This window comes from Arthrobacter sp. UYEF21, from assembly GCF_040546085.1.
GTDB lineage: Bacteria > Actinomycetota > Actinomycetes > Actinomycetales > Micrococcaceae > Arthrobacter.
This window is the reverse complement of the sequence record NZ_JBEPNF010000001.1, coordinates 248,981-269,222: the sequence shown is the minus strand read 5'-3', so window position 1 is coordinate 269,222 and position 20,242 is coordinate 248,981. Positions and strand designations below refer to the sequence as shown.

Sequence of the window (20,242 nt, the reverse complement as noted above, 5' to 3'; positions counted from 1 at the left end):
TCGCTTGGTTCTGAAGGTTTACTTGAGAACGAAGGCGAAGACCAGGCCGAGGATGGCGAGGGCTTCAGTCAGGGCCAGGCCGAGGAATGCGATCGGCTGCAGGACGCGCTGGGCCTCCGGCTGACGTGCTACGCCGTTGATGTAAGCGGCGAACACGAGACCCACACCGATACCACCACCGATGGCGGAGAGGCCGTAGCCGATGAGGTTGAGGGAGCCGTTGATGGAGCCGTTCATGGTTTTCCTTTCAAGATGCCACCCATGTGGCAGGTTGTTTGGGTTGCTTCATCCCCGTGAGGGGAAGATTGTAGGTGCCTTAGTGGCTGTCCGCGTGCAGCGCGCCTTCGATATAGATGGCAGTCAGCAGCGTGAAGACGTACGCCTGGAGGGCCATGATGAGCGCCTCGAGCATGTACATGGCGATGGAACCGGCCAGGACGAGTACCGAGGCTCCCTTGAGAAGGACGCTCTCCTGCATGATGAGGAACTCAATGCCGGAACCGGCGATCATGACGATCAGGTGGCCGGCCAGCATGGTGGCAAACAGACGGAGGCTGTGCGTGACGGGCCGGACCAGGAAGTTCGAGATGATCTCGATCGGGATGATGAGCGGGAGAATATAGACCGGTACACCGGAGGGTACCGTGGCCAGCTTGAAGTACTTCAGGCCGTTCTTCTTGATGCCAATGCCAATCCACGTGACGTACACAATGCCCGCCAGGACATAGGCGCCGCCGACGTGCGAGAAGCTCGGCAGCTGAATCACGGGAATGGCGCCGTAAATGTTGTTTACGAGGATAAAGAAGAAGAGGCTGAACAACAGCGGCACATACTTCATAAAGTCTTTGCCACCGATAATGTCCTTGGCGATGCTGTTACGCACAAAGCCATAGGCCATTTCACCAGCGAACTGGAGCTTGCCGGGAACAAGCTGCTGCTTCCGCGCAGCTAGCAGAAAGAATGTGGCGATAATGACGACCGACAGGATTACGAGCAGCATCTGCTTGGAGAATCCGTCAGCCACCCCCCACGGCAGGATTGCCGGCAGGTGCATTTCTTCAATTCCAGGAGGATTAAACTCTCCTGAATCTTGGGCCGGGAGCGCAAGCGCGATCAACGCGTTTCCTCTCTGCAGTGTCCATCATTGGGCGTTGGTCGAGGACCCGCGGATTTGTGCTCCGCAGCTCCCCCTGTGAAATTATTTGGCATTTGTGTTTCCGTCCGCGGACGGGCCGCTGTCTGCTCTGCTCTTACCGGCCGTGGTTCTGGAACTGGTAAGGCCATGCATGTGGGAAAGATAGAAACCCCCGAGAGCTCCAAGCAGAGCGCCTGCGAGCACGATCCAGCGGGTTCCCCACAGATTATCCAGACCCCACCCTATCAAACTCCAGACGATGATTCCGCCAATAATGTAGCTAAAGACGGCCATTCCGGCGTTGTATCCGCCGTCGTTGTTTTCGGCCGACACCCCCATCGTGGGAGCAGCGTTCTTGGGCGCGGAAGAGCCGTTTTCGGCTGGTCGTTTCCGATCAGACATCGTTCGGCTCCTTGGGCTCGGGGTCGTTGTAAATCTGCAGGCGTGCCGTGCTGAAGCCATAGATTTCGGCGGCCTGCCAGAAGACAACAGTGGCAACGGCACCAATCAGGAACCATTGCGCGTGAAGCCAGGCAGGCGCTCCGATCACAAACAGGACAATTGCGAAACCCACGACCTTGACAAAATATGTGGCCACGAACATTCCGATGGCACCTGAGGGGTTGTTGCGCCCCATGAAGTGGCCCACGAGGAGACTGACGGCGAAGAAGAGCATCACCAGGAGGCCGCCCAAAGTACTGGACAGAACGCCGCTGAGGCCGTTCAGGATCACCGCCGGGATGCCCACCAGGATCAGCGCGCCTGCACCGGCAGCTGAACTGATGGCCAGGAGGCGCAGCCACAGCGACCGGGTGGGACCGGAGCCACCAACGGATCCGTTGCCGGACGCGGGTCCGGGGTCGGCGTTGGAGGTCATGAGATCCCAATCGTCGGCGCCCTGGGGCTGGGTGGAGGGGCAGCTTTGGCTGCCCCTAAATTCTACACGAGATAGAAATGAATCCGAACACGGTTACGTGGCCGGCTCGTCGCTCCCCCGGCGCAGGTACGGCCATGCCGTTAGCAGGCCCATCACCAGCGAGGCGAAGAGGTCAACGGCCAAGACGTATTGCCAGGGGAATACAGCAAAAGCCAGGCCGCCGAATGACAGCACCGCGGTCCACAGGTACATCAGGATCACAGCGGTCCGGTGGGAGTAGCCGATGTCCAGGAGCTTGTGGTGGAGGTGTCCACGGTCTGCGGACCAGGGCGAACGCCCCCTGGCCGTTCTGCGAACTACGGCTAATCCAAGGTCCAGCAACGGCAGGAAGAGCACCGCGAACGGCAACAGAATAGGGATCACGGTGGAGATACCGTTGGCTCTGTCATACAGCCCGGAGGTGATCTGGCCGGTGGACACGATACCCGCGGCGGCGAACAGCAGCCCGATGAGCATGGCACCGGAATCGCCCATAAAGATCTTCGACGGGAACCAGTTGTGCGGCAGGAAACCGATGCAACTGCCCACGACGACGGCCGTCACCAGCGTGGCGAGGTCCGAATAGTCCAGCAGGACGGCGTTGCGGTGCACCCAGTAAGCCGTGAAGAAGAACGCGGTTCCGCCGATGATCGCCACGCCGGCGGCCAGCCCGTCCAGGCCGTCAATGAAGTTGAAGGCATTCATGGTGGTGACGATCAGCCCCGCGGTCAGCACGGTGCGGAGCATGTCGTTCTCGAGGACAATCGGCTCCGGCACCCACGGGACAATGGTCATCCGCACTCCCCAGATGGCCACCACCAAAGCTCCCACGCTCTGGCCAATGAGCTTGACCCACCAGCGGATATCCAGGAGATCATCCGCCACCCCCACCAGCACGATCACCGCCGCGCCAGCCAGGACGCCCCACGGCGAGAAGTTGTTCCGGTAGATGTCTTTGACGAAGAAGGACTGGCTGGCCACGATGAGGGCAACAAGCACGCCAAGAAAGATGGCCACACCACCCAGCCGGGACACCGGGACCGAGTGCATGTCACGGCTGCGGATAGGCATGTGGAGTTGCAGCCTGTTGCCCACAACGCGGGCACCCCAGGTGCCCCCATAGGAGACGACGGCGGCCGTCAGCCCCATGAGCAGGTACATGATCATGCGACAGGTCCCCCGGTCAGCCGCACATCGCGGAGCGGATAGATCCCGTTGAGGACCTGCTCGTTGCTGCGCGGCGCTTTCATCCCGTGCAGCAGTCCCCGCAGGAGCCCCTTGAGGAGCAGTCCCTTGTTGGGAGAGCGAGCGACGGTCCGGGTCCAGTTACGGACCGACGCGCCGGAGTACAGGATCTTCTCCCACGGGGTGAGGGCCGCGGACCGGGTATAGACCCAGATTTTGTTGCGCACTTCGTAGTAGAAGCGTGTACCGGGATCGGCTCCCGCGTCCCCAAAGGACTTGGTGTGATGGTTCGCGACGGACTTTTCCACCGAGATGGCATTCCGGTGCCGGGAGATCCGGGCCGTGTATTCCAAATCGTCGTTCCAAATGAAGTAGTCAGCTATGGGAAGGCCATAGCGCCGGATTTCGCCGGCATCGATGAGGATCGAGACGAACGACGCCGTCCTGATCTGCACTCCCCCTGCCCGGCCCGCGAGCTCGCGCTCCTGGTCGGTGGCACCAATCCTCGGGCGCATCTTGTTCATCGGGTGGTCGCGGCCATCAGTCCACACGACCCGGCTGGCCACAAAACTTGGCTCATCGCCGGACACCGCGGCGTAGGACTGCGCTGCTCCGAGGGCTTCGGCGAGGGCTCCGGGCTGCGGCTCCGTATCGTCATCCATGATCCAGACATAGTCCGCTGCGTGGTCCAAAACCGCCCGCTCCATGCCTACTACAAACCCTCCGGCGCCGCCCAGGTTCTGCTGCAGCCGCATGGTATCCGTGGCAACGGGACCGGTGTATCCGGCCAGGAAATTCTCAGTGCCGTCAGTGGACGCATTGTCGACGATGACTACCGTGGAGGGCAGGACCGTTCCTGTCGTGATGCCCCGGAGCGTGGTTTCCAGGAGCTCCCGCCGGTTGTATGTGACCACCACGGCGACGACGTTTCCGGTCATTTGCTTGCCCCTGCAGTCATGGCTCGTAATTTGCGGCCGGCCAGGACGACGGCCAGCTTCCAGGGTTCAAAGAACACACGGCCGAAAACCCTTCGCGGGGAGTGGACCAGGCGCCAGAGCCATTCAAAGCCGAGCCGGCCCAGCCACCGCGGGGCGAGCCGCTGGTGTCCGGAGATCTGGTCCAGCGCGCCGCCCACAGCGCCATAGACGGCGTCCGGCAACTCATCACGGCGCTGCCACAGGAAGGATTCCTGCAGCGGCATGCCAAGCCCCACCAGGACCAGGTTCGGTCCAAAGTCCCGGAGTTCATGTACGACGGCGAGTTCCCGCTCCGGGTGCCAGTCCTCCCCCGCCCAGCCGAGCACCTTAGTTCCGGGCAGGAGTGTTTCGAGCTTGCGGCACGCTGCGGCATTGCTGAGGCTGTTTGTTCCCACTACAGCCACACGGTCCAGGCCGGTCACAGAACCCAGGTGCTTGATCCAGTCAGTCGAACCCACCCGGAAACTGGAATCGGCCGTGGCCGCGTGTCCCTGAAGCTTCCAGGCTGCGTAGACCGGAGCGCCGTCCAGGAGGACAACGTCAGCAGAGTCATACAGCGCTTTGAAGTCCGGCAGCGTGTGGTAGAGGTAGCAGCTGTGCAGGTTGTGACCGACTACCGTGCGCCGGCCTCCCGTTGCAATGAGGTCACCGAGGACGCCGGCCATGCGCTGTTCCGGCAGGGCAGTGACCTCGACATCCAGCAGTCGTAGGCGGTCGCGGCCAAGGATCATGCCTCCGGATCCTTTTCGGCGGGCACTACGGGTGCCCGCACGTCCGGTGCACCTGCGGCCGTCTGAGGCTCTTGGCGTTCCGCCGGCTCTGCTGCTGCTACAGGTTCGGCTGCAGGCCCGGGCCCAGCAGCCTTGTCCTGCGCTGCATTCTCCGCTTCAGCTTCCCCAGGCGCAGCTTCTTCAGTCTCAGCCATCGGAATTTCACCCAGGCCCAGGACGCCCGGAACATGCTCCCGGAGCCGGTCCAAGGACACGGCACCGTTGCGCACCACCCGCAGGATGGGCCCGGTGGCATCTACGATGGTGGATGCCACTGCGTCCGTTCCTTCCAGCGGCCGGAAGCCGCCTTCAAGGTAGACCTCCACCGATTCCGCGAGCTGGGCCCGCGCTTCGGCTGCGGTCTGCGCGGGGGCCTGGCCGGTGCGGTTGGCGGAGGACACCGCGAGTGGACCGGTTAGGGTCAGGAGCTCCTGGGCCACTTCGTCGGCGGGCATGCGGAGGGCTACTGTTCCCTGGGTATCGCCAAGGTCCCAGTCCAGCGACGGCTGGGCGTGCAGGATCAGGGTGAGGCCGCCGGGCCAGAATGCCTCAGCCAGCTTGCGGGCATCTGCGGAAATATCCGTCGCCAGTCCGTCCAGGGCATTGATCCTTGGGATGAGTACGGGCGGCGGCATGGCCCGGCTGCGTCCCTTGGCGACCAGCAGCGTGGTGACGGCCTGCGGCGAGAAGGCGTCGGCCGCGATCCCGTAGACAGTGTCGGTGGGAAAGACCACGCACTTCTTTTCGCTGATGGCACGCTGGGCATGCTCCAGGCCCAGGGCGCGCTGGTCCTCTGACGTGCAGTTGTAGGTTGTGGTCACTGGCCTATTCTTTCATCAGTCGTGGCGCGGACCGGCAAGCACGGCACTGGTGGCGCGTTCCTTGCCGTTGAGGTCCAGGTGGGTGGTGATCTCGGTCCAGACACCGGTGCGCTTCATCATGGCGGCGATCCAGCCGGCCTGGACTTCGGCGTGTTCCATCACGAAGTAGCCGCCGGGAACCAGCAGCCGGGCTGCCGAGGCGGCCGCCGCCGTCGGCAGTTCCATGCCGTCAGCTCCCCCGCCGTACAGGGCTTCGGGAGGATCGTGGAGGGCCACTTCGGGTTCATTGGGGATGGCTTCGGCGGGAATGTAGGGCGGGTTGGAAACCACGACGTCGAATGTTCCGTTGAGTTCAGGCAGTGCGTCGCGCAGGTCCCCCAGCATGAGCCTGACGCCCAGCGGAGCCAGGTTTTTCTCGGCCCATGCGTGCGCGAACGCACTGAACTCCACGGCGTGGACTTCAGCGCCGGGTACTTCGTGGGCGATGGAGCCGGCAATCGCTCCGGAGCCCGTGCCCAGGTCCACAATCCGCGGATGGGCCATGCCCTTGACGTGGTCGATGACCAGTTGGACAACGGATTCCGTTTCGGGACGCGGGATAAACACTCCGGGCCCCACGGCGAGCTCGAGATACCTGAAGTGGGCCACGCCCGTGATGTGCTGCAGCGGGATCCGCTGTGCCCGTTCGGCCACAAGTTCGGCGTATCCCTCCGGCACGGGGGAATCACCCAGCATCATGGCCCGGAGCCGGCCGAGCCCCACCCCCAGCAGGTGGTCCGCCAACAGCTCGGCATCGACGCGGGGACTGGGGACGCCGGCGTCCCGAAGGACCGCGGTGGCCGCCCTGACGGCAGCAGCCAGGGACTCTTCCGGTCTTGGTGTCATGGCTGTGTTGTTTCCAGCAACAGGCTATTCGCCGATGGCGTCCAGGCGTGCCTGTTCGTCCATCTCGATGGCGGACTGGATGACCGGCTCCAGGTCGCCGTTCATGACCTGGTCCAGGTTGTACGCCTTATATCCGGTGCGGTGGTCGGCGATCCGGTTTTCCGGGTAGTTGTACGTGCGGATGCGCTCGGAACGGTCCATGGTACGGATCTGGGACTTACGCTGGGCCGAATTCTCGGCGTCGATGATCTCCTGCTGGTGCGCCAGGATGCGGGCGCGGAGTACGCGCATGCCTGCTTCGCGGTTCTGCAGCTGCGATTTCTCGTTCTGCATGGCCACCACAATGCCGGTGGGAAGGTGCGTGATGCGGACAGCGGAGTCAGTGGTGTTCACGGACTGGCCGCCGGGGCCGGAGGAGCGGTACACGTCGATCTTCAGGTCGTTCTGGTTGATGTCCAGCTCTTCGGGCTCGTCCACCTCGGGAAGAACCAGGACGCCGGCAGCGGAGGTATGGATCCGGCCCTGGGATTCGGTGACGGGCACCCGCTGCACACGGTGGACCCCACCTTCGAACTTGAGCCGCGCGTAGACGCCCTCGGCAGGATCGTTGGAGCTTCCCTTGACGGCCATCTGGACGTCTTTGTAACCGCCCAGGTCAGACTCGGTGGCCGAGATAAGCTCGGTCTTCCAGCCGCGTGATTCCGCGTACCGGGTGTACATCCGCAGGAGGTCGCCGGCGAACAGCGCAGCTTCGTCGCCGCCTTCGCCGCCCTTGACCTCCAGGATCACGTTGCGGGCATCGTCAGGGTCGCGCGGGATGAGCAGGCGCCGCAGCTTGGCTGAAGTAGCCTCCATGGCCGCCTCCAACTCAGGCACCTCGGCAGCGAACTCAGGGTCTTCGGCTGCCATCTCCTTGGCAGCCGAAAGGTCATCCCGAAGCCCTTCCCACTTGTGGTAGGCCTCAACAATGCCGTTAAGTTGGGCCGAGCGCCGCCCCAACTTCCGGGCCAGCCGCTGATCAGCATAAACAGCAGGATCCCCCAGCTGTGCCTGGATAGCATCATGCTCGTCAAGCAGGCCCTGTACGGACTCAAACATTTCAAAACCTCTTTCGACTCTCACAAGTCTAGTAATGCCGCGCGTTGGGTGGGACGAACGCAGGTCGGTCGGTTTTTTGCCGCCCCGGGAGTGGCTTCGGGCCTGCCGGAGCGTGGTGGCCCAGTCCGTCAGGAGGAGGCCGCCACGCGTAAGTGCTGGGGCGGCAAAAAACCGAACGACAAAGGGGTGGGGCCGACGAAACAACCGACGGCCCCACCCCTGGTTAATCTACTTGTCGTTATCCGACTTTGCACCAAGCGTCGTCTTCTGGACCTGCATCAGGAACTCAACGTTGCTCTGGGTCTCCCGGATCTTGTTGGTCAGCAGCTCAAGGCTCTGCTGCGTTTCGAGTCCGGAGAGGACGCGGCGCAGCTTCCACATGATCTTGACTTCCTCGGGGGAAAGCAGGTTCTCCTCACGGCGGGTGCCGGACGCGTTGACGTCCACCGCCGGGAAGATGCGCTTGTCAGCCAACTGGCGGGAGAGGCGGAGCTCCATGTTGCCGGTGCCCTTGAACTCTTCGAAGATGACCTCGTCCATCTTGGAACCGGTCTCCACGAGGGCCGTTGCCAGGATGGTGAGTGAGCCACCGTTTTCGATGTTGCGGGCTGCACCGAAGAAGCGCTTCGGCGGGTACAGCGCGGCGGAGTCCACACCACCGGACAGGATACGGCCGGAGGCCGGTGCTGCCAGGTTGTAGGCGCGGCCCAGTCGGGTCATGGAGTCGAGGAGAACCACTACGTCCATGCCCATCTCCACGAGGCGCTTGGCGCGTTCGATGGAGAGTTCGGCCACGGTGGTGTGGTCGTCTGCGGGACGGTCGAAGGTGGAGGCAATGACCTCGCCCTTGACGGTGCGCTGCATGTCCGTAACTTCTTCGGGACGTTCGTCAACGAGCACCATCATGAGGTGGACCTCAGGATTGTTGGTGGTGATGGCGTTGGCGATGGACTGCAGGATGAGCGTCTTGCCGGCCTTCGGCGGGGAGACGATCAGGCCGCGCTGGCCCTTGCCGATCGGGGCAACCAGGTCGATGACGCGGGGCCCGATCTTCTTGGGGTCGGTCTCCAGGCGCAGGCGCTCGGACGGGTAGAGCGGGACCAGCTTGGCGAATTCGACGCGGTCCTTGAGTTCTTCCGGCGTTTTTCCGTTGACGGAGGTGACGCGGACCAGGGCATTGAACTTCTGGCGGGCGGACTGCTGGCTGCGGTCTTCGCCTTCACGCGGTGCACGGATGGCGCCAACGACGGCGTCGCCCTTGCGCAGGTTGTACTTCTTGACCTGGGCGAGGGACACGTAGACATCGTTCGGGCCCGGCAGGTAACCGGAGGTGCGGATGAACGCGTAGTTCTCCAGGACGTCCAGGATGCCGGCAACCGGCAGCAGGACGTCGTCCTCGGTGACCTCGACGTCGTCGACGTCCGGTCCCTGGGCGCGTCCCCGACGGCGGTCGTTGCGGTCGCGGAAACGCTCGTTGCGGGAGTTGTCCCGGCTGTCCTGGCCGCCGGAGCGGTCATTGCGGTCGTTGCGGTCACGCCGGTTCCGGCGGTTCCGGCGGCTGCCGCCGTCGGAATCGTCGTTGTCGCGGGAATCGTCACGGCGGGTGCCTTCACGCTGGCCTGCGTCGCGGCTGCCGGCGTTGTCGCGGCCGCCATCGGCGTTCTCCCGGACATTCGTGTCGCGGGCGGTGCTGTCACGGGTGCCGGAGTCACGGGTGCCGGAGTCACGGGCGTTGCTGTCACGGCCGCCGCGGGTGCGGCCGCTTTCGCGACGGTCGGCACGCTGGCCTTCGCCGGATTCAGCACTTTGGCCTTCGGTGCGCGGGGTTTCGGTGCGCTGGGTCTCGGCGCGGTCTGCCTGCCGTTGTTCAGCGGCAGGCTGCTCGGACGGCGCTTCGGTAGCCTCGCCGGCCTGCGGGGACATGGCTGCTGCTTCGCCGCGGCGGCGGTTGCGGGTCCGCGGCTGGCGGCGTTCGCCGGCACCTTCGGCTGCTTCGCCGGACCCGGCGGGGGCGGCTGCCGGAGCTTCAGCGGGAGCGGCAGCCGGGGCTTCGGTGGCTGCGGCGGGAGCCGCCACAACGCCGTCGCTGACAGCGCGCCGGCTGCGGCCACGGCCACGGGCGCGGGTTCCCTCGGCGGCAGGGGCCTCCGAGGTGTCGCCGGCAGCAGCAACCGGAGCAGCAGCAGCTACGTGGTTGTCAGTGGCCTTGTCGGTAGCCCTGGCCGGGGCCTTGCTGGCCGATGTGCCTGAGCGGTGGGCGGAAATGGCGTTAACCAGGTCCCCCTTGCGCATGCGGGAACCACCGGAGATCCCCAGCTGGCTGGCAAGTGCCTGCAGCTGGGCGAGCTTCAGGCCGGCGAGGCCACTGCTCTTGGCGGGTGCGGCCGTTGACGATCCGGCTGCAGAAGTTGATGTGTCCACAGCTGAAGACAGCTCAGTGGTTTCGGTCACGAAGGATCCTTCCCCCTCGACGGCGTCCAGACTGGGAGCTGGACGCGATGATTTGATCTGGGCTGCAGTTCAGATCTGCAGCCGGGAGTTTCGGCCTTGCCGGTTGGATTTCGGCCAGCAGGGCCGGATACTGATTCACCTCACGCACCGATTAATGGCGGAACGCTGGGCTGTCGGTTCAGGGGCAGACACTTCTTGCTGCAGATTCCTGCGACAGACCAAGCAGGCGGCACCGGAAAATATTGCGCAGTAGGAGATCTATGAGCAACTGAATGAGCCGCAGATCAGATAGGCGGAATTAACGCCGGTGCATGTCCACCTTAGCACCTTCGACGTCCACTGCCAGCTTCAGCACGCGCCAGCCGATACCCGGCGTGTTGGCCGCCGTAAACGACTCAATCAGCGCAAGCACTTCAGTGGCTTCGGCTTCGCCGTTGGCGAGGACCAGCACGGTGGGTCCGGCACCGGAAACGACGGCTGCGTGACCTGCAATGCGCAGCGCCGTGATGAGCAAAGCGCTGGGTCGCATAGCTTCGGCCCGGTAGCTCTGGTGGAGGTAGTCCTCCGTTCCGGCGAGCAGGAATTCCGGCTTCCGGGTAAGCGCATGGATGAGCAGCGCTGCCCGGCCGGAGTTCATCGCAGCGGCGTGGTGGCCAACCGACGCGGGCAGCAGTGCCCGCGCGGCCTCGGTGGACAATTCAAAGTCAGGAACTGCCACAATGGGGATCACGGAACCAACCACTGTGGCGCACGTGCTCCTGTACTGGTCACTGTCCTGCCATGACAGCGCCAATCCGCCAAAAATCGCGGGTGCCACGTTGTCCGGATGGCCTTCCATCTCGCTGGTCAGTTGCAGGATCCAGTCGCGCCCTCGTTGTCCCGCGGCGGGCACCATGGCGTTGGCGGCGGACACTGCCGCCACCACGGCCGATGCCGACGACCCCAGGCCGCGGCCATGGGGATTCACATTTGTGGCCGTAATCCTGAGCCCGCCATGCCGGAAGCCAAGCCGGGAAAAGGCAGCTTCCATGGCCCTGACCACCAGGTGGCTGGGGTCGCGCGGAAGACTGTCCGCCCCCTCGCCGCTGAGCTCGAACAGCAGCTCATCGGTTTCGAGGCTTTCCACCGTCAAAGTGTCGTGCAGTGCCAGGGCAAGGCCGAGGCTGTCATATCCCGGACCAAGGTTGGCGCTGGTGGCCGGGACCCTGATGGTGACGCGCTGTCCTGCCTCGATGAGGGGAAGGAGAACGGCGGTGGGCGTGGTGGTTTCCAAGGCTACTTTTCTTCCAGTCCCAGTTCAGCTGCAACGGTGACGACGTCGTTGGAGACCTTGACGGGCTGCACTTCACTGCCGTCCTCGGTACGCAGGGCCCACTGGGGGTCCTTGAGGCCGTGGCCCGTGACGGTGATAACGATGGTTTTACCTGCCGGAACTTCCCCGGCGGCGTGCTTCTTGAGCAGTCCGGCCACACCCGCGGCGGAGCCTGGCTCGACGAAAACGCCTTCGCGGGCGGACAGCCAGCGGTGGGCCTCAAGGATCTGCTCGTCAGTCACGGCATCGATAAACCCGCCGGACTCATCACGGGCAGCGATGGCACCGTCCCAGGAAGCCGGGTTCCCGATCCGGATGGCCGTGGCGATCGTGTCAGGTTCGGTGATGGGGTGGCCCGCCACGAACGGGGCAGCACCGGCGGCCTGGAAGCCCCACATCTGCGGGGTCTTGGTGGAGACGGCGGGAAGGGTGCCGGCCGTTGCGGACTCGAACGGTGCCGAATACTCCTTGTAGCCCTTCCAGTACGCCGTGATGTTGCCCGCGTTCCCGACGGGCAGGACATGGATGTCCGGGGCATCGCCCAGCGCGTCCACAATCTCAAATGCGCCGGTCTTCTGGCCCTGGATACGGGCGGGGTTGACGGAGTTGACCAGGAACACCGGGTAGGACTCCCCCAACTTCCGGGCGATGTCCAGGCAGTTGTCGAAGTTGCCGTCCACCTGCAGCAGCGTGGCGCCGTGCGCGATGGCCTGGCTCAGCTTGCCCATGGAGATCTTGCCTTCAGGAACCAGCACGGCGCACTTCAAACCGGCGGCAGTAGCGTAGGCGGCAGCGGAGGCGGACGTATTGCCGGTGGAGGCGCAGACAACGGCCTTCGCCCCGGACGCCACGGCCGCCGTCATGGCCATGGTCATGCCGCGGTCCTTGAACGAGCCGGTGGGGTTCATCCCCTCGACCTTCAGGTACACGGTGGAACCCGTCAGTTCAGAGAGCTTCTGGGCGTGGACCAGCGGGGTGCCGCCCTCGCCCAGGGTGATCACCCTGGTGGATTCCGTCACGGGCAGACGGTCAGCGTATTCGCGGATAACGCCGCGCCATTGGTGAGCCACTTAGACTCCTTCTACCCGCAGAACGGATGTAACTGAATTGATGACGTCCAGGCCCTTCACGGCCTCGACGGTGGCTGCAAGGGCAGCCTCGGATGCACGGTGCGTGACGATCCGCAGTTCTGCTGACTCCCCCTTGGAGTCGGCGTCCCGGTGGATGGTCTGCCGCATGGTTTCGATGGACACGCCGTGCTCAGCGAAGAGCTGGGCGATGCGTGCCAGGACACCGGGCTGGTCCGCGACATCCAGTCCGATGTAGTAGCTCGTGGTTGCCGCGTCGATGGGAAGTGCGGGCACGTGACCGGTGGTGGTTTCGGTCCGCTGGGGTCCACCCAGCACCAGCCGGCGGGCCGCGGAGACGAGGTCACCCAGGACGGCAGACGCCGTCGGGGTGCCGCCGGCTCCCTGGCCGTAGAACATCAGTTCGCCGGCGTTTTCCGCCTCGATGAACACGGCGTTGAACGCGCCGCGGACGGCAGCAAGCGGGTGCTCACGGGGCAACAGCGTGGGGTGTACGCGCACCGAAACGCCTTCGACGCCGTCGGAATCGGTGAGCTTTTCGGCGATGGCGAGGAGTTTGATGACGAAGCCCGCGTCCTTGGCCGCCGCAATGTCCGCCGCGGTGACAGAGGTGATGCCCTCGCAGTGCACGTTTTCGAGGGCGAACCGGGTGTGGAAGGACAGCGTGGCCAGGATGGCGGCCTTGGCGGCAGCGTCGTGGCCTTCAACGTCGGCGGTGGGGTCAGCTTCCGCGTAGCCGAGGCGCTGGGCTTCGGCGAGGGCGTCGGCGAACTGGGCGCCGGTGGAATCCATCTGGTCCAGGATGAAATTGGTGGTGCCGTTGACAATGCCCAGCACCCGGGTGATGTGGTCGCCGGAGAGGCTGTCGCGGATGGGGCGCAGGATGGGGATGGCGCCGGCTACGGCTGCTTCGTAGGACAGCTGCACGCCGGCTTTGTCAGCCTCTTCGTAGAGGGTGGGCCCGTCCTGGGCGAGCAGCGCCTTGTTGCCGGTGACCACGCAGGCGCCGTTGCTCAGCGCTGACAGGATCAGCGTGCGGGCCGGCTCAATGCCGCCCATCAGCTCGATGACCAGGTCTGCATCCTTGACGAGGGTCTCGGCGTCGGTGGTGAAGAGTTCCTGCGGAAGCTCCACGTCCCGTTTGGAGTTCACGTTGCGCACGGCGATGCCGCTGAGCTGCAGGCGTGCACCGGTGCGGGCGGCCAGGGCGTCGGCGTCCTCAATGAGAATCCGCGCAACCTGGGCCCCAACGTTGCCACAGCCCAGGAGGGCTACTTTCAGGGTTCGCAATTCGGTCATTCAGACTCCCATGTCGCGGTTGAGCAGATCTTCTTCGGTTTCCCCGCGGACAATCAGCCGGGCAGATCCGTCGCGCACCGCGACAACGCCCGGCCGGGCCAGATAATTGTAGTTGCTTGACAGGGCCCAGCAGTAGGCGCCGGTCCCCGGTACAGCAAGCAGATCACCGGCTGCCACGTCCTCGGGCAGATATACATCTCTAACAACTATGTCGCCGCTCTCGCAATGTTTGCCCACCACTCGGGACAGCCGAGGGGCAGCGTTGGAGGCGCGCGAGGCCAGAATCGCCGAATAATCCGCGTCGTAGAGCACCGGACGGGCGTTGTCGCTCATCCCGCCGTCAACTGACACATAGCGCCGGGGGTGCGTAACGTTTTCGTCCGCATTTTCGCTGGTTTCGCCGGTTCCGGCTGCCCCGGCTGAGGGTGCGTCGACGCGCACGGTCTTCAGCGTTCCCACCTCATACAGCGTGAAGGTGGTGCTGCCGACGATGGCACGCCCCGGTTCGATGGAGATCCGGGGGGACTTGATGCCCAGGTCCGCGCAGGTGGAACGCACGACGGCGGCCATAGCCTGTGCGATCTCCGCTGCTGGGCGCGGGGTGTCCACCGAGGTGTAGGCGATGCCGTAGCCGCCACCCAAATCCAGTTCCGTCATCACGATGGAGTACTTTTCCTGCATGGCAGCAAGGAAGCGCAGGAGCTTCTCGGCAGCCAGCGCGAAACCGTCCGGTTCGAAAATCTGGGAACCAATATGGCAGTGCAGTCCGAGCAGGTCGATGCTCGCGTGACCCGTGGCCGCCGCCACGGCCTCTTCCGCTGCTGAGAGGCCGGCCTGTTCGGTGGTGTCCTCCGCCATGGACAGCCCGAACTTCTGGTCCTCGTGGGCGGTGGCGATGAACTCGTGGGTGTGGGCGTGCACCCCTGGGGTCAGCCGCAGCATGACCTTGGCCAGCTCGCCGCGGCTGGCGGCAATTTTGGCCACTCGCTCCAGCTCGTCCAGGCTGTCCACCACTATCCGGCCAAGTCCCATGTCCAGGGCCCGGTTGATCTCGGCGTCCGATTTGTTGTTGCCGTGCAGCGCCACGCGCGCGCCCTCGATGCCCGCGCGTGCTGCCACCGCCAGTTCACCACCGGATGCGGTGTCCAAGCGCAGGCCTTCTTCCTCCACCCACTTCACCACCGCCGTGCACAAGAAGGACTTGCCGGCATAGTAGACGTCCACTCCCCCGCAGATGTCCTGGAAAGCAGCGTCGAAAGAGTCCTTGAACGCCCGGGCCCGGGCCCGGAAATCAGCCTCATCCATGACGAACAGCGGTGTGCCGAACTTTGCCTTGAGGTCGCTGACGGGGATGCCCCCGACGGCGAGCTCGCCGCCATCGTTACGCTGGACGCTTCCTGCCCACATAGGTTCGTGGAGGGCGTTGAGGTCGGCGGGCACCGCCAGCCACTCTGGTGCCAGGGGGGACCCGCTGTTTCCGGCCTGCACAGTCAGTGCGCTCACATCCGCTCCGGCGCGGAAACGCCAAGGAGGCCCAGCCCGTTGGCCAGCACCTGGCTGGTGGCATCGTTGAGCCACAAGCGGGTCCGGTTGACGTCGGTGACAGCTTCCTCGCCCTGCGGGGCAACGCGGCAGGCGTCGTACCAGCGGTGGTAGGCGCCGGCAATGACCTCGAGGTGGCGGGCCACGCGGTGCGGCTCGCGGAGCTCGGCGGCTTTGGCCACAATCGAGGGGTAGCTGCCGAGGTAGGAGAGCAGCTCGTTTTCCGTGGCGTGGTCCAGCAGCGAAGCGTCAAACGCGCTCCGGTCGACCCCTGCGGCCACAGCATTGCGGGCGGTGCCGCGGGAGCGTGCGTGGGCGTACTGGACGTAGAACACCGGGTTCTCGTTGCTGTGCTTCTTGAGCAGGTCAGGGTCAAGTGTGAGCGGGGAATCCGCCGGGAACCGGGCCAGGGAGTAGCGCACAGCGTCCTTGCCGAGCCAGGAGATGAGGTCCTTGAGCTCAATGATGTTGCCCGCACGTTTGGACAGCTTGGCACCGTTGACGGAGACCAGCTGGCCGATCAGCACCTCGATGTTAACCTCGGGATCATCGCCCGCGCACGCAGCGATGGCCTTGAGCCGGTTGATGTAGCCGTGGTGGTCCGCGCCCAGGAGGTAGATCTTTTCGGTGAAGCCGCGGTCCTTCTTGGACAGGTAGTAGGCAGCATCAGCGGCGAAGTAGGTGGGCTCGCCGTTGGCCCGGATCATGACGCGGTCCTTGTCATCGCCAAAGTCGGTGGTGCGCAGCCAGACCGCACCGCCGTCGTCGAACACGTGGCCCTGCTCCCGAAGGCGGGCAACGGCACTTTCGATCGCACCGGCGTCGTGCAGTTCCTGCTCCGAGAAGTAGACGTCAAACGCCACGCCGAAGTCAGCAAGCGTGTCCTGGATGTCCTTCATCTGGGCCTTGTAGGCGGCCGAGCGGATGACCGGAAGCGCGGCGATTTCGGTGAGTTCGCGGATGTCCGGATGTTCGGTGAGGACGTCATGGCCGAGGTCCGCGATGTACTGGCCCGGGTAGCCGCCGTCGGGCACGGGGCGGCCGTGGAGCCGGGAGTAGACGGAGTTCGCGAAGACGTTCATCTGCGAGCCGGCGTCGTTGATGTAGTACTCGGCGGTGACCTCTGCACCGGAGGCACGGAGCACGCGGGCTATGGCGTCGCCCAGGGCGGCCCACCGCGTGTGGCCGATGTGCAGCGGGCCGGTGGGGTTCGCCGAAACGAATTCCATGTTGACCACGTGGCCTGCGAGCGCGGTGTTGGTGCCGTATTCCACGCCAGACTCCACGATGGCCCTGGCCAGGGCACCTGCAGCGGCGGCATCCACGGTGATGTTCAGGAAGCCGGGGCCGGCGATGTCCACGGCCGAGACGCCGTCGATGGTCTTCAGCCGGGCGCTAAGGATCGTGGCGAATTCACGCGGGTTGGTGCCGGCCTGCTTGGCCAGCTGAAGGGCGATGTTGGTGGCCCAGTCGCCGTGATCCCGGTTCTTCGGTCGCTCCACGCGGACGTCTTCAGGAACAGCTGACGCGGACAGCCCGATTTCGCCGGCAGCGACGGCGGCTTTCAGGCAGGCGGATATGGCGAGGGAGAGTTCTTCGGGAGTCACCCCTCTAGCCTACCGGCGGCCGCCACGTGGACGAATTTGAGCTCCCCGCGTGACCGGCCGGGTCCTGATGGCGTACAGGCGTGAACGCGCACAGCGGTGATCGCGTACAGCGGTGATCGCGTACAGCGGACGTACGGCTGTTGCACAGGGTGAACCATTACGCTGAATCCGACGTTGAGTAAACCGTAAGCACCAGCCCACGAAACGAGCCCCGCTATGAGACCGTCAGTCCGCACGAGTGTTTTCGCCGGAATCGCGGGCCTGTCCCTCGTTGGGACGGTGGCTGGCTGCGCGCCGTCTGCCTCGCAGGGCGCCCCGGCCCCAGCCGCCGACACCAGCTCCACCGGGCCCACCACACCGTCGGGCAGCTCATCCTCGCTGGCCGGCAGCGGTTCCCTATATCAGGACGGAACGTACAGCGCCGATGGCACGTATGTCTCGCCGAACGGCACCGAAACCGTAGGCGTGGAACTGACGCTCGCCTCGGGAACAGTCACTGCCGTCAACATCACACAGCACCCCTCCAATCCGAACACCCGCAAGTTCCAGGGCGAATTTGCCGGCGGGATCGCGGCGCAAGTGGTGGGCAAGAGCATCGACGAGCTCACAGTGTCCAAGGTTGCGGGCTCCTCCCTCACCAGCGGCGGCTTCAACCAGGCGGTAGAAAAGATCAAGTCGGAGGCCCAGTAGGCCGTGCCGCAGGCTGACCGGGAGGCCTTCCGCTTCGACGGGATCGGTACCCGTTGGGAAATTTCCACACCCAGACCGCTCGCGGCCAGCCTCCGCGCCCGGCTGCTTGAGGTAGTTGAACAGTACGACGGCGTGTGGTCCCGTTTCCGGCCGGATTCCACTGTCAGTGCCCTGGGCCGTAAGCCGGGGCGGTATGAACTTCCTGCGGAAGCTGCGGCACTTGGCCGGCTGTACCGCTCGTTGTACGACATTACGGCGGGTGCCATGACTCCCCTGATCGGCGGCAGCCTCGACCGGCTTGGGTACGACGCTGCCTACTCGCTGCAGCCTTCAGGGTCGCCGGTGGCTCCACCCCGTTGGGAAGATGCCCTGGACTGGGACGGCGCCGTAGTGACCACTTCTGTGCCGTTTGTCCTCGACACCGGAGCCGCTGGGAAGGGCCAACTGGTGGATCTCCTTGCGGCCGAATTGCGGTCCGGCGGCGCAGACAGCTTCCTTATTGATGCCAGCGGGGACCTCTTCCACTGCGGGGGGGCCCCCGTCACTGTGGCCCTGGAGCACCCGTACGACCCCACGAAAGCAATCGGCACGGTATCAGTCTCCGACGGCGCCTTGTGCGCCAGCGCCTCCAACCGACGTGTGTGGGGCGACGGCCTGCATCACGTCCTGGACGGCACCACCGGGCGTCCGGTCACCACGGCCGTGGCAACCTGGACCATGGCGGCGAGCACCATGCTGGCCGACGCACTGGCAACGGCCCTGTTCTTCGTCCCCGGCGCAAAGCTGGAGCAGACATTCGATTTTTCCTGGCTGACCATGTTTTCAGACGGTAGTGCCGCGTATTCGGCCGGGTTTGAAGGGACACTGTTCACATGAGCCCCGTTGAAACTCCGAAGGCTGCTGTACCGGCAGGACTGCTGGACACCCTGCTGGGAAAGTACACTATGTACCGGCTGATCCTGCTGATCCTGGCCGCCCTGGCCGCGTTCAGCCTCCTCCTGAACGCGCTCGGCTGGCTGACGTTTGGCATCCCGCAGATGCTGACGCACCTGGCCCTCTGCCTTGGCCTGACGTATGCCTCCAACCGCGCGCTGGCTGCGCTGTTCCATGTGCGGCCGCATTCCGAATCGTCGCTGATCACTGGCCTGCTGCTGTATTTCCTGTTTTGGCCGTCATTCATGCCCATGGACGTGGCTGGCGTTGCGCTCGCCTGCGTACTGGCTTCTGCCTCCAAATATGCGCTCGCTTGGCGGGGCCGGCACCTCTTCAACCCTGCCGCGGCCGGCGCATTTGTGACCGGGCTGACCGGGCTGAATGTCGCCACGTGGTGGGCGGCCACCCCTGCGATGTTGTGGTTGCTCGTACCCGGCATCCTGCTGGTGCTGTACCGCACGCGGAAATTCCTGATGGCGGCCGTCTTCCTGGTGGTGTCCACGTCAATCGTGACTTCGGAACTCCTGCAGGCGGGGACGCCCCTCGGCGGCTCGCTGTGGCAGGCCCTGGCGCAGCGGCCGCTGCTCTTTTTCGTCGGCTTTATGCTGGCCGAGCCGCTGACCCTGCCGCCGCGCCGCTGGCAGCAGCTCGCGCTTGCTGCGGTTGTTGGGGTGGTGTTTGCCGTGCCGTACAACTTTGGCTTCATCGCGAACTCCCCCGAACTGGCCTTGCTCGTGGGGAACCTGCTGGCCTTCTTAGTGGGCCAGCGGGGTGGGGTAAATCTGACGTTCGCGGGCTCCCGGGCTTTGACGCCCAGCACGACTGAGTTCGCCTTCGAACCGTCCCGCCCAGTCCGGTTTGTGCCCGGACAATACATGGAGCTGGACCTGCCGCACGCCAATTCGGACGGAAACGGCCGACGACGGGTGTTCAGCCTGACCAGCGCTCCGGGTTCTGGGACGGTGAAGTTCGGCGTCCGGATGTCCGAACCCCTGTCCGCCGCAAAGAAAGCACTCCTTGCCCTGCAACCGGGTGACCGCGTGACAGGGACGTCCGTGGGCGGTGACTTTGTGCTCCCCCGCGATCCCCGGACCCCGGTACTGCTCATCGCCGCCGGCATCGGAATCACCCCGTACCTTGCGCATTTGGCCGCCGGCGCGGGCCGGGACCGGGACACCGTTCTTCTGCTGCTGGCGCGGAACGCGGAAGAAATTGCCTACGCGAGCGAGCTGGAGGCGTCCGGGGCACGGATCCTTGCCCGCGTCGCCGACGGTTCCGCCCCGCCGTCGTTCATGACTGACGCCGGGCCCACGGTTGCGGGTGACGGCAACGCATTTTCGGGTGGGACTGCCGCGTGCGCCCGGCTGGACGGGGCGACCCTGAAAGCTATAGTTCCGGACATTGGCGGCCGCACCGTCTACATCTCCGGGTCTCCTGCCAGCGTCGCTTCGCTGCGGCAGGCGGCGATGAACGCGGGCGCACGCAGCGTTCATATGGACTCATTTTCCGGCTACTGAGGTTTCTGCGCACTGA

At 64.8% G+C, this 20,242-nt stretch carries 19 protein-coding genes; 3 read left to right on the top strand and 16 right to left on the bottom strand.

The window, feature by feature from the left end:
* Positions 1–18: 18 nt before the first annotated feature.
* The 16 genes from atpE to argS form a co-directional block, all read right to left on the bottom strand.
* Positions 19–237, bottom strand: coding sequence for an ATP synthase F0 subunit C (atpE, locus tag ABIB27_RS01230; RefSeq protein ID WP_211882710.1), 219 nt, complete (start codon positions 235–237; stop codon positions 19–21).
* 79 nt (positions 238–316) lie between these two features.
* Positions 317–1,117 carry a F0F1 ATP synthase subunit A gene (gene atpB, locus ABIB27_RS01225; protein ID WP_354153622.1) on the bottom strand — a complete coding sequence of 267 codons (801 nt, stop codon included), beginning with the start codon at positions 1,115–1,117 and terminating at the stop codon, positions 317–319.
* 81 nt (positions 1,118–1,198) lie between these two features.
* Positions 1,199–1,537 (bottom strand): hypothetical protein, encoded by a 339-nt coding sequence (locus ABIB27_RS01220; protein WP_426938546.1) that lies wholly within the window; start codon positions 1,535–1,537, stop codon positions 1,199–1,201.
* A complete protein-coding gene (locus ABIB27_RS01215; protein ID WP_354253388.1) occupies positions 1,530–2,012 on the bottom strand; it encodes a Cg1360 family ATP-synthase-associated protein in 483 nt (160 codons plus the stop codon). The genes ABIB27_RS01220 and ABIB27_RS01215 overlap by 8 nt, the downstream gene beginning before the upstream one ends.
* A gap of 93 nt (positions 2,013–2,105) precedes the next feature.
* Positions 2,106–3,218 (bottom strand): MraY family glycosyltransferase, encoded by a 1,113-nt coding sequence (locus ABIB27_RS01210; protein ID WP_354253387.1) that lies wholly within the window; start codon positions 3,216–3,218, stop codon positions 2,106–2,108.
* Positions 3,215–4,174, bottom strand: coding sequence for a glycosyltransferase (locus ABIB27_RS01205; RefSeq protein WP_354214026.1), 960 nt, complete (start codon positions 4,172–4,174; stop codon positions 3,215–3,217). The genes ABIB27_RS01210 and ABIB27_RS01205 overlap by 4 nt, the downstream gene beginning before the upstream one ends.
* Positions 4,171–4,944, bottom strand: a complete 774-nt coding sequence (locus ABIB27_RS01200; protein WP_354214024.1) for a WecB/TagA/CpsF family glycosyltransferase — start codon at positions 4,942–4,944, stop codon at positions 4,171–4,173. The genes ABIB27_RS01205 and ABIB27_RS01200 overlap by 4 nt, the downstream gene beginning before the upstream one ends.
* Complete coding sequence (locus ABIB27_RS01195; RefSeq protein WP_354214023.1) at positions 4,941–5,804, bottom strand: L-threonylcarbamoyladenylate synthase; 864 nt, start codon at positions 5,802–5,804, stop codon at positions 4,941–4,943. Before ABIB27_RS01195 ends, ABIB27_RS01200 begins: the two co-directional genes overlap by 4 nt.
* 15 nt (positions 5,805–5,819) lie before the next feature.
* Positions 5,820–6,689: a peptide chain release factor N(5)-glutamine methyltransferase gene (gene prmC, locus ABIB27_RS01190; protein ID WP_354214022.1), complete on the bottom strand. Its 870-nt coding sequence runs from the start codon at positions 6,687–6,689 to the stop codon at positions 5,820–5,822.
* A 24-nt stretch (positions 6,690–6,713) separates the two neighbouring features.
* Positions 6,714–7,787: a peptide chain release factor 1 gene (gene prfA / locus ABIB27_RS01185; RefSeq protein ID WP_354214021.1), complete on the bottom strand. Its 1,074-nt coding sequence runs from the start codon at positions 7,785–7,787 to the stop codon at positions 6,714–6,716.
* A 228-nt stretch (positions 7,788–8,015) separates the two neighbouring features.
* On the bottom strand, positions 8,016–10,238 hold the full coding sequence (rho, locus tag ABIB27_RS01180) for a transcription termination factor Rho (RefSeq protein WP_354253386.1): 2,223 nt from the start codon (positions 10,236–10,238) through the stop codon (positions 8,016–8,018).
* Between the two features lie 298 nt (positions 10,239–10,536).
* Positions 10,537–11,511 (bottom strand): homoserine kinase, encoded by a 975-nt coding sequence (thrB, locus tag ABIB27_RS01175; RefSeq protein WP_354214019.1) that lies wholly within the window; start codon positions 11,509–11,511, stop codon positions 10,537–10,539.
* A 2-nt stretch (positions 11,512–11,513) separates the two neighbouring features.
* Positions 11,514–12,620 (bottom strand): threonine synthase, encoded by a 1,107-nt coding sequence (gene thrC / locus ABIB27_RS01170; protein WP_354214018.1) that lies wholly within the window; start codon positions 12,618–12,620, stop codon positions 11,514–11,516.
* On the bottom strand, positions 12,621–13,937 hold the full coding sequence (locus ABIB27_RS01165) for a homoserine dehydrogenase (RefSeq protein WP_354214017.1): 1,317 nt from the start codon (positions 13,935–13,937) through the stop codon (positions 12,621–12,623).
* On the bottom strand, positions 13,938–15,431 hold the full coding sequence (gene lysA, locus ABIB27_RS01160; RefSeq protein ID WP_354253492.1) for a diaminopimelate decarboxylase: 1,494 nt from the start codon (positions 15,429–15,431) through the stop codon (positions 13,938–13,940).
* 5 nt (positions 15,432–15,436) lie between these two features.
* Entirely contained in the window at positions 15,437–17,086 is a 1,650-nt protein-coding gene (gene argS, locus ABIB27_RS01155) for an arginine--tRNA ligase (RefSeq protein ID WP_354214016.1), read from the bottom strand.
* Between the two features lie 216 nt (positions 17,087–17,302).
* Between argS and ABIB27_RS01150 the strand changes: the two genes are divergently transcribed.
* The 3 genes from ABIB27_RS01150 to ABIB27_RS01140 are packed head-to-tail and all read left to right on the top strand — an operon-like array spanning position 17,303 to position 20,226.
* On the top strand, positions 17,303–17,776 hold the full coding sequence (locus tag ABIB27_RS01150) for an FMN-binding protein (protein ID WP_354214015.1): 474 nt from the start codon (positions 17,303–17,305) through the stop codon (positions 17,774–17,776).
* A gap of 3 nt (positions 17,777–17,779) precedes the next feature.
* On the top strand, positions 17,780–18,652 hold the full coding sequence (locus tag ABIB27_RS01145; RefSeq protein WP_354214013.1) for an FAD:protein FMN transferase: 873 nt from the start codon (positions 17,780–17,782) through the stop codon (positions 18,650–18,652).
* A complete protein-coding gene (locus tag ABIB27_RS01140) occupies positions 18,649–20,226 on the top strand; it encodes an FAD-dependent oxidoreductase (protein ID WP_354214012.1) in 1,578 nt (525 codons plus the stop codon). The genes ABIB27_RS01145 and ABIB27_RS01140 overlap by 4 nt, the downstream gene beginning before the upstream one ends.
* The last annotated feature ends 16 nt before the right edge of the window (positions 20,227–20,242 follow it).

Coding starts and splice junctions, on each gene's coding strand:
- ABIB27_RS01215 (WP_354253388.1), bottom strand. CDS start 2,012: ATGACCTCCAACGCCGACCCCGGACCCGCGTCCGGCAACGGATCCGTT.
- ABIB27_RS01200 (WP_354214024.1), bottom strand. CDS start 4,944: ATGATCCTTGGCCGCGACCGCCTACGACTGCTGGATGTCGAGGTCACT.
- ABIB27_RS01150 (WP_354214015.1), top strand. CDS start 17,303: ATGAGACCGTCAGTCCGCACGAGTGTTTTCGCCGGAATCGCGGGCCTG.
- prfA (WP_354214021.1), bottom strand. CDS start 7,787: ATGTTTGAGTCCGTACAGGGCCTGCTTGACGAGCATGATGCTATCCAG.
- prmC (WP_354214022.1), bottom strand. CDS start 6,689: ATGACACCAAGACCGGAAGAGTCCCTGGCTGCTGCCGTCAGGGCGGCC.
- ABIB27_RS01140 (WP_354214012.1), top strand. CDS start 18,649: ATGAGCCCCGTTGAAACTCCGAAGGCTGCTGTACCGGCAGGACTGCTG.
- ABIB27_RS01210 (WP_354253387.1), bottom strand. CDS start 3,218: ATGATCATGTACCTGCTCATGGGGCTGACGGCCGCCGTCGTCTCCTAT.
- ABIB27_RS01205 (WP_354214026.1), bottom strand. CDS start 4,174: ATGACCGGAAACGTCGTCGCCGTGGTGGTCACATACAACCGGCGGGAG.
- atpE (WP_211882710.1), bottom strand. CDS start 237: ATGAACGGCTCCATCAACGGCTCCCTCAACCTCATCGGCTACGGCCTC.
- ABIB27_RS01220 (WP_426938546.1), bottom strand. CDS start 1,537: ATGTCTGATCGGAAACGACCAGCCGAAAACGGCTCTTCCGCGCCCAAG.
- ABIB27_RS01165 (WP_354214017.1), bottom strand. CDS start 13,937: ATGACCGAATTGCGAACCCTGAAAGTAGCCCTCCTGGGCTGTGGCAAC.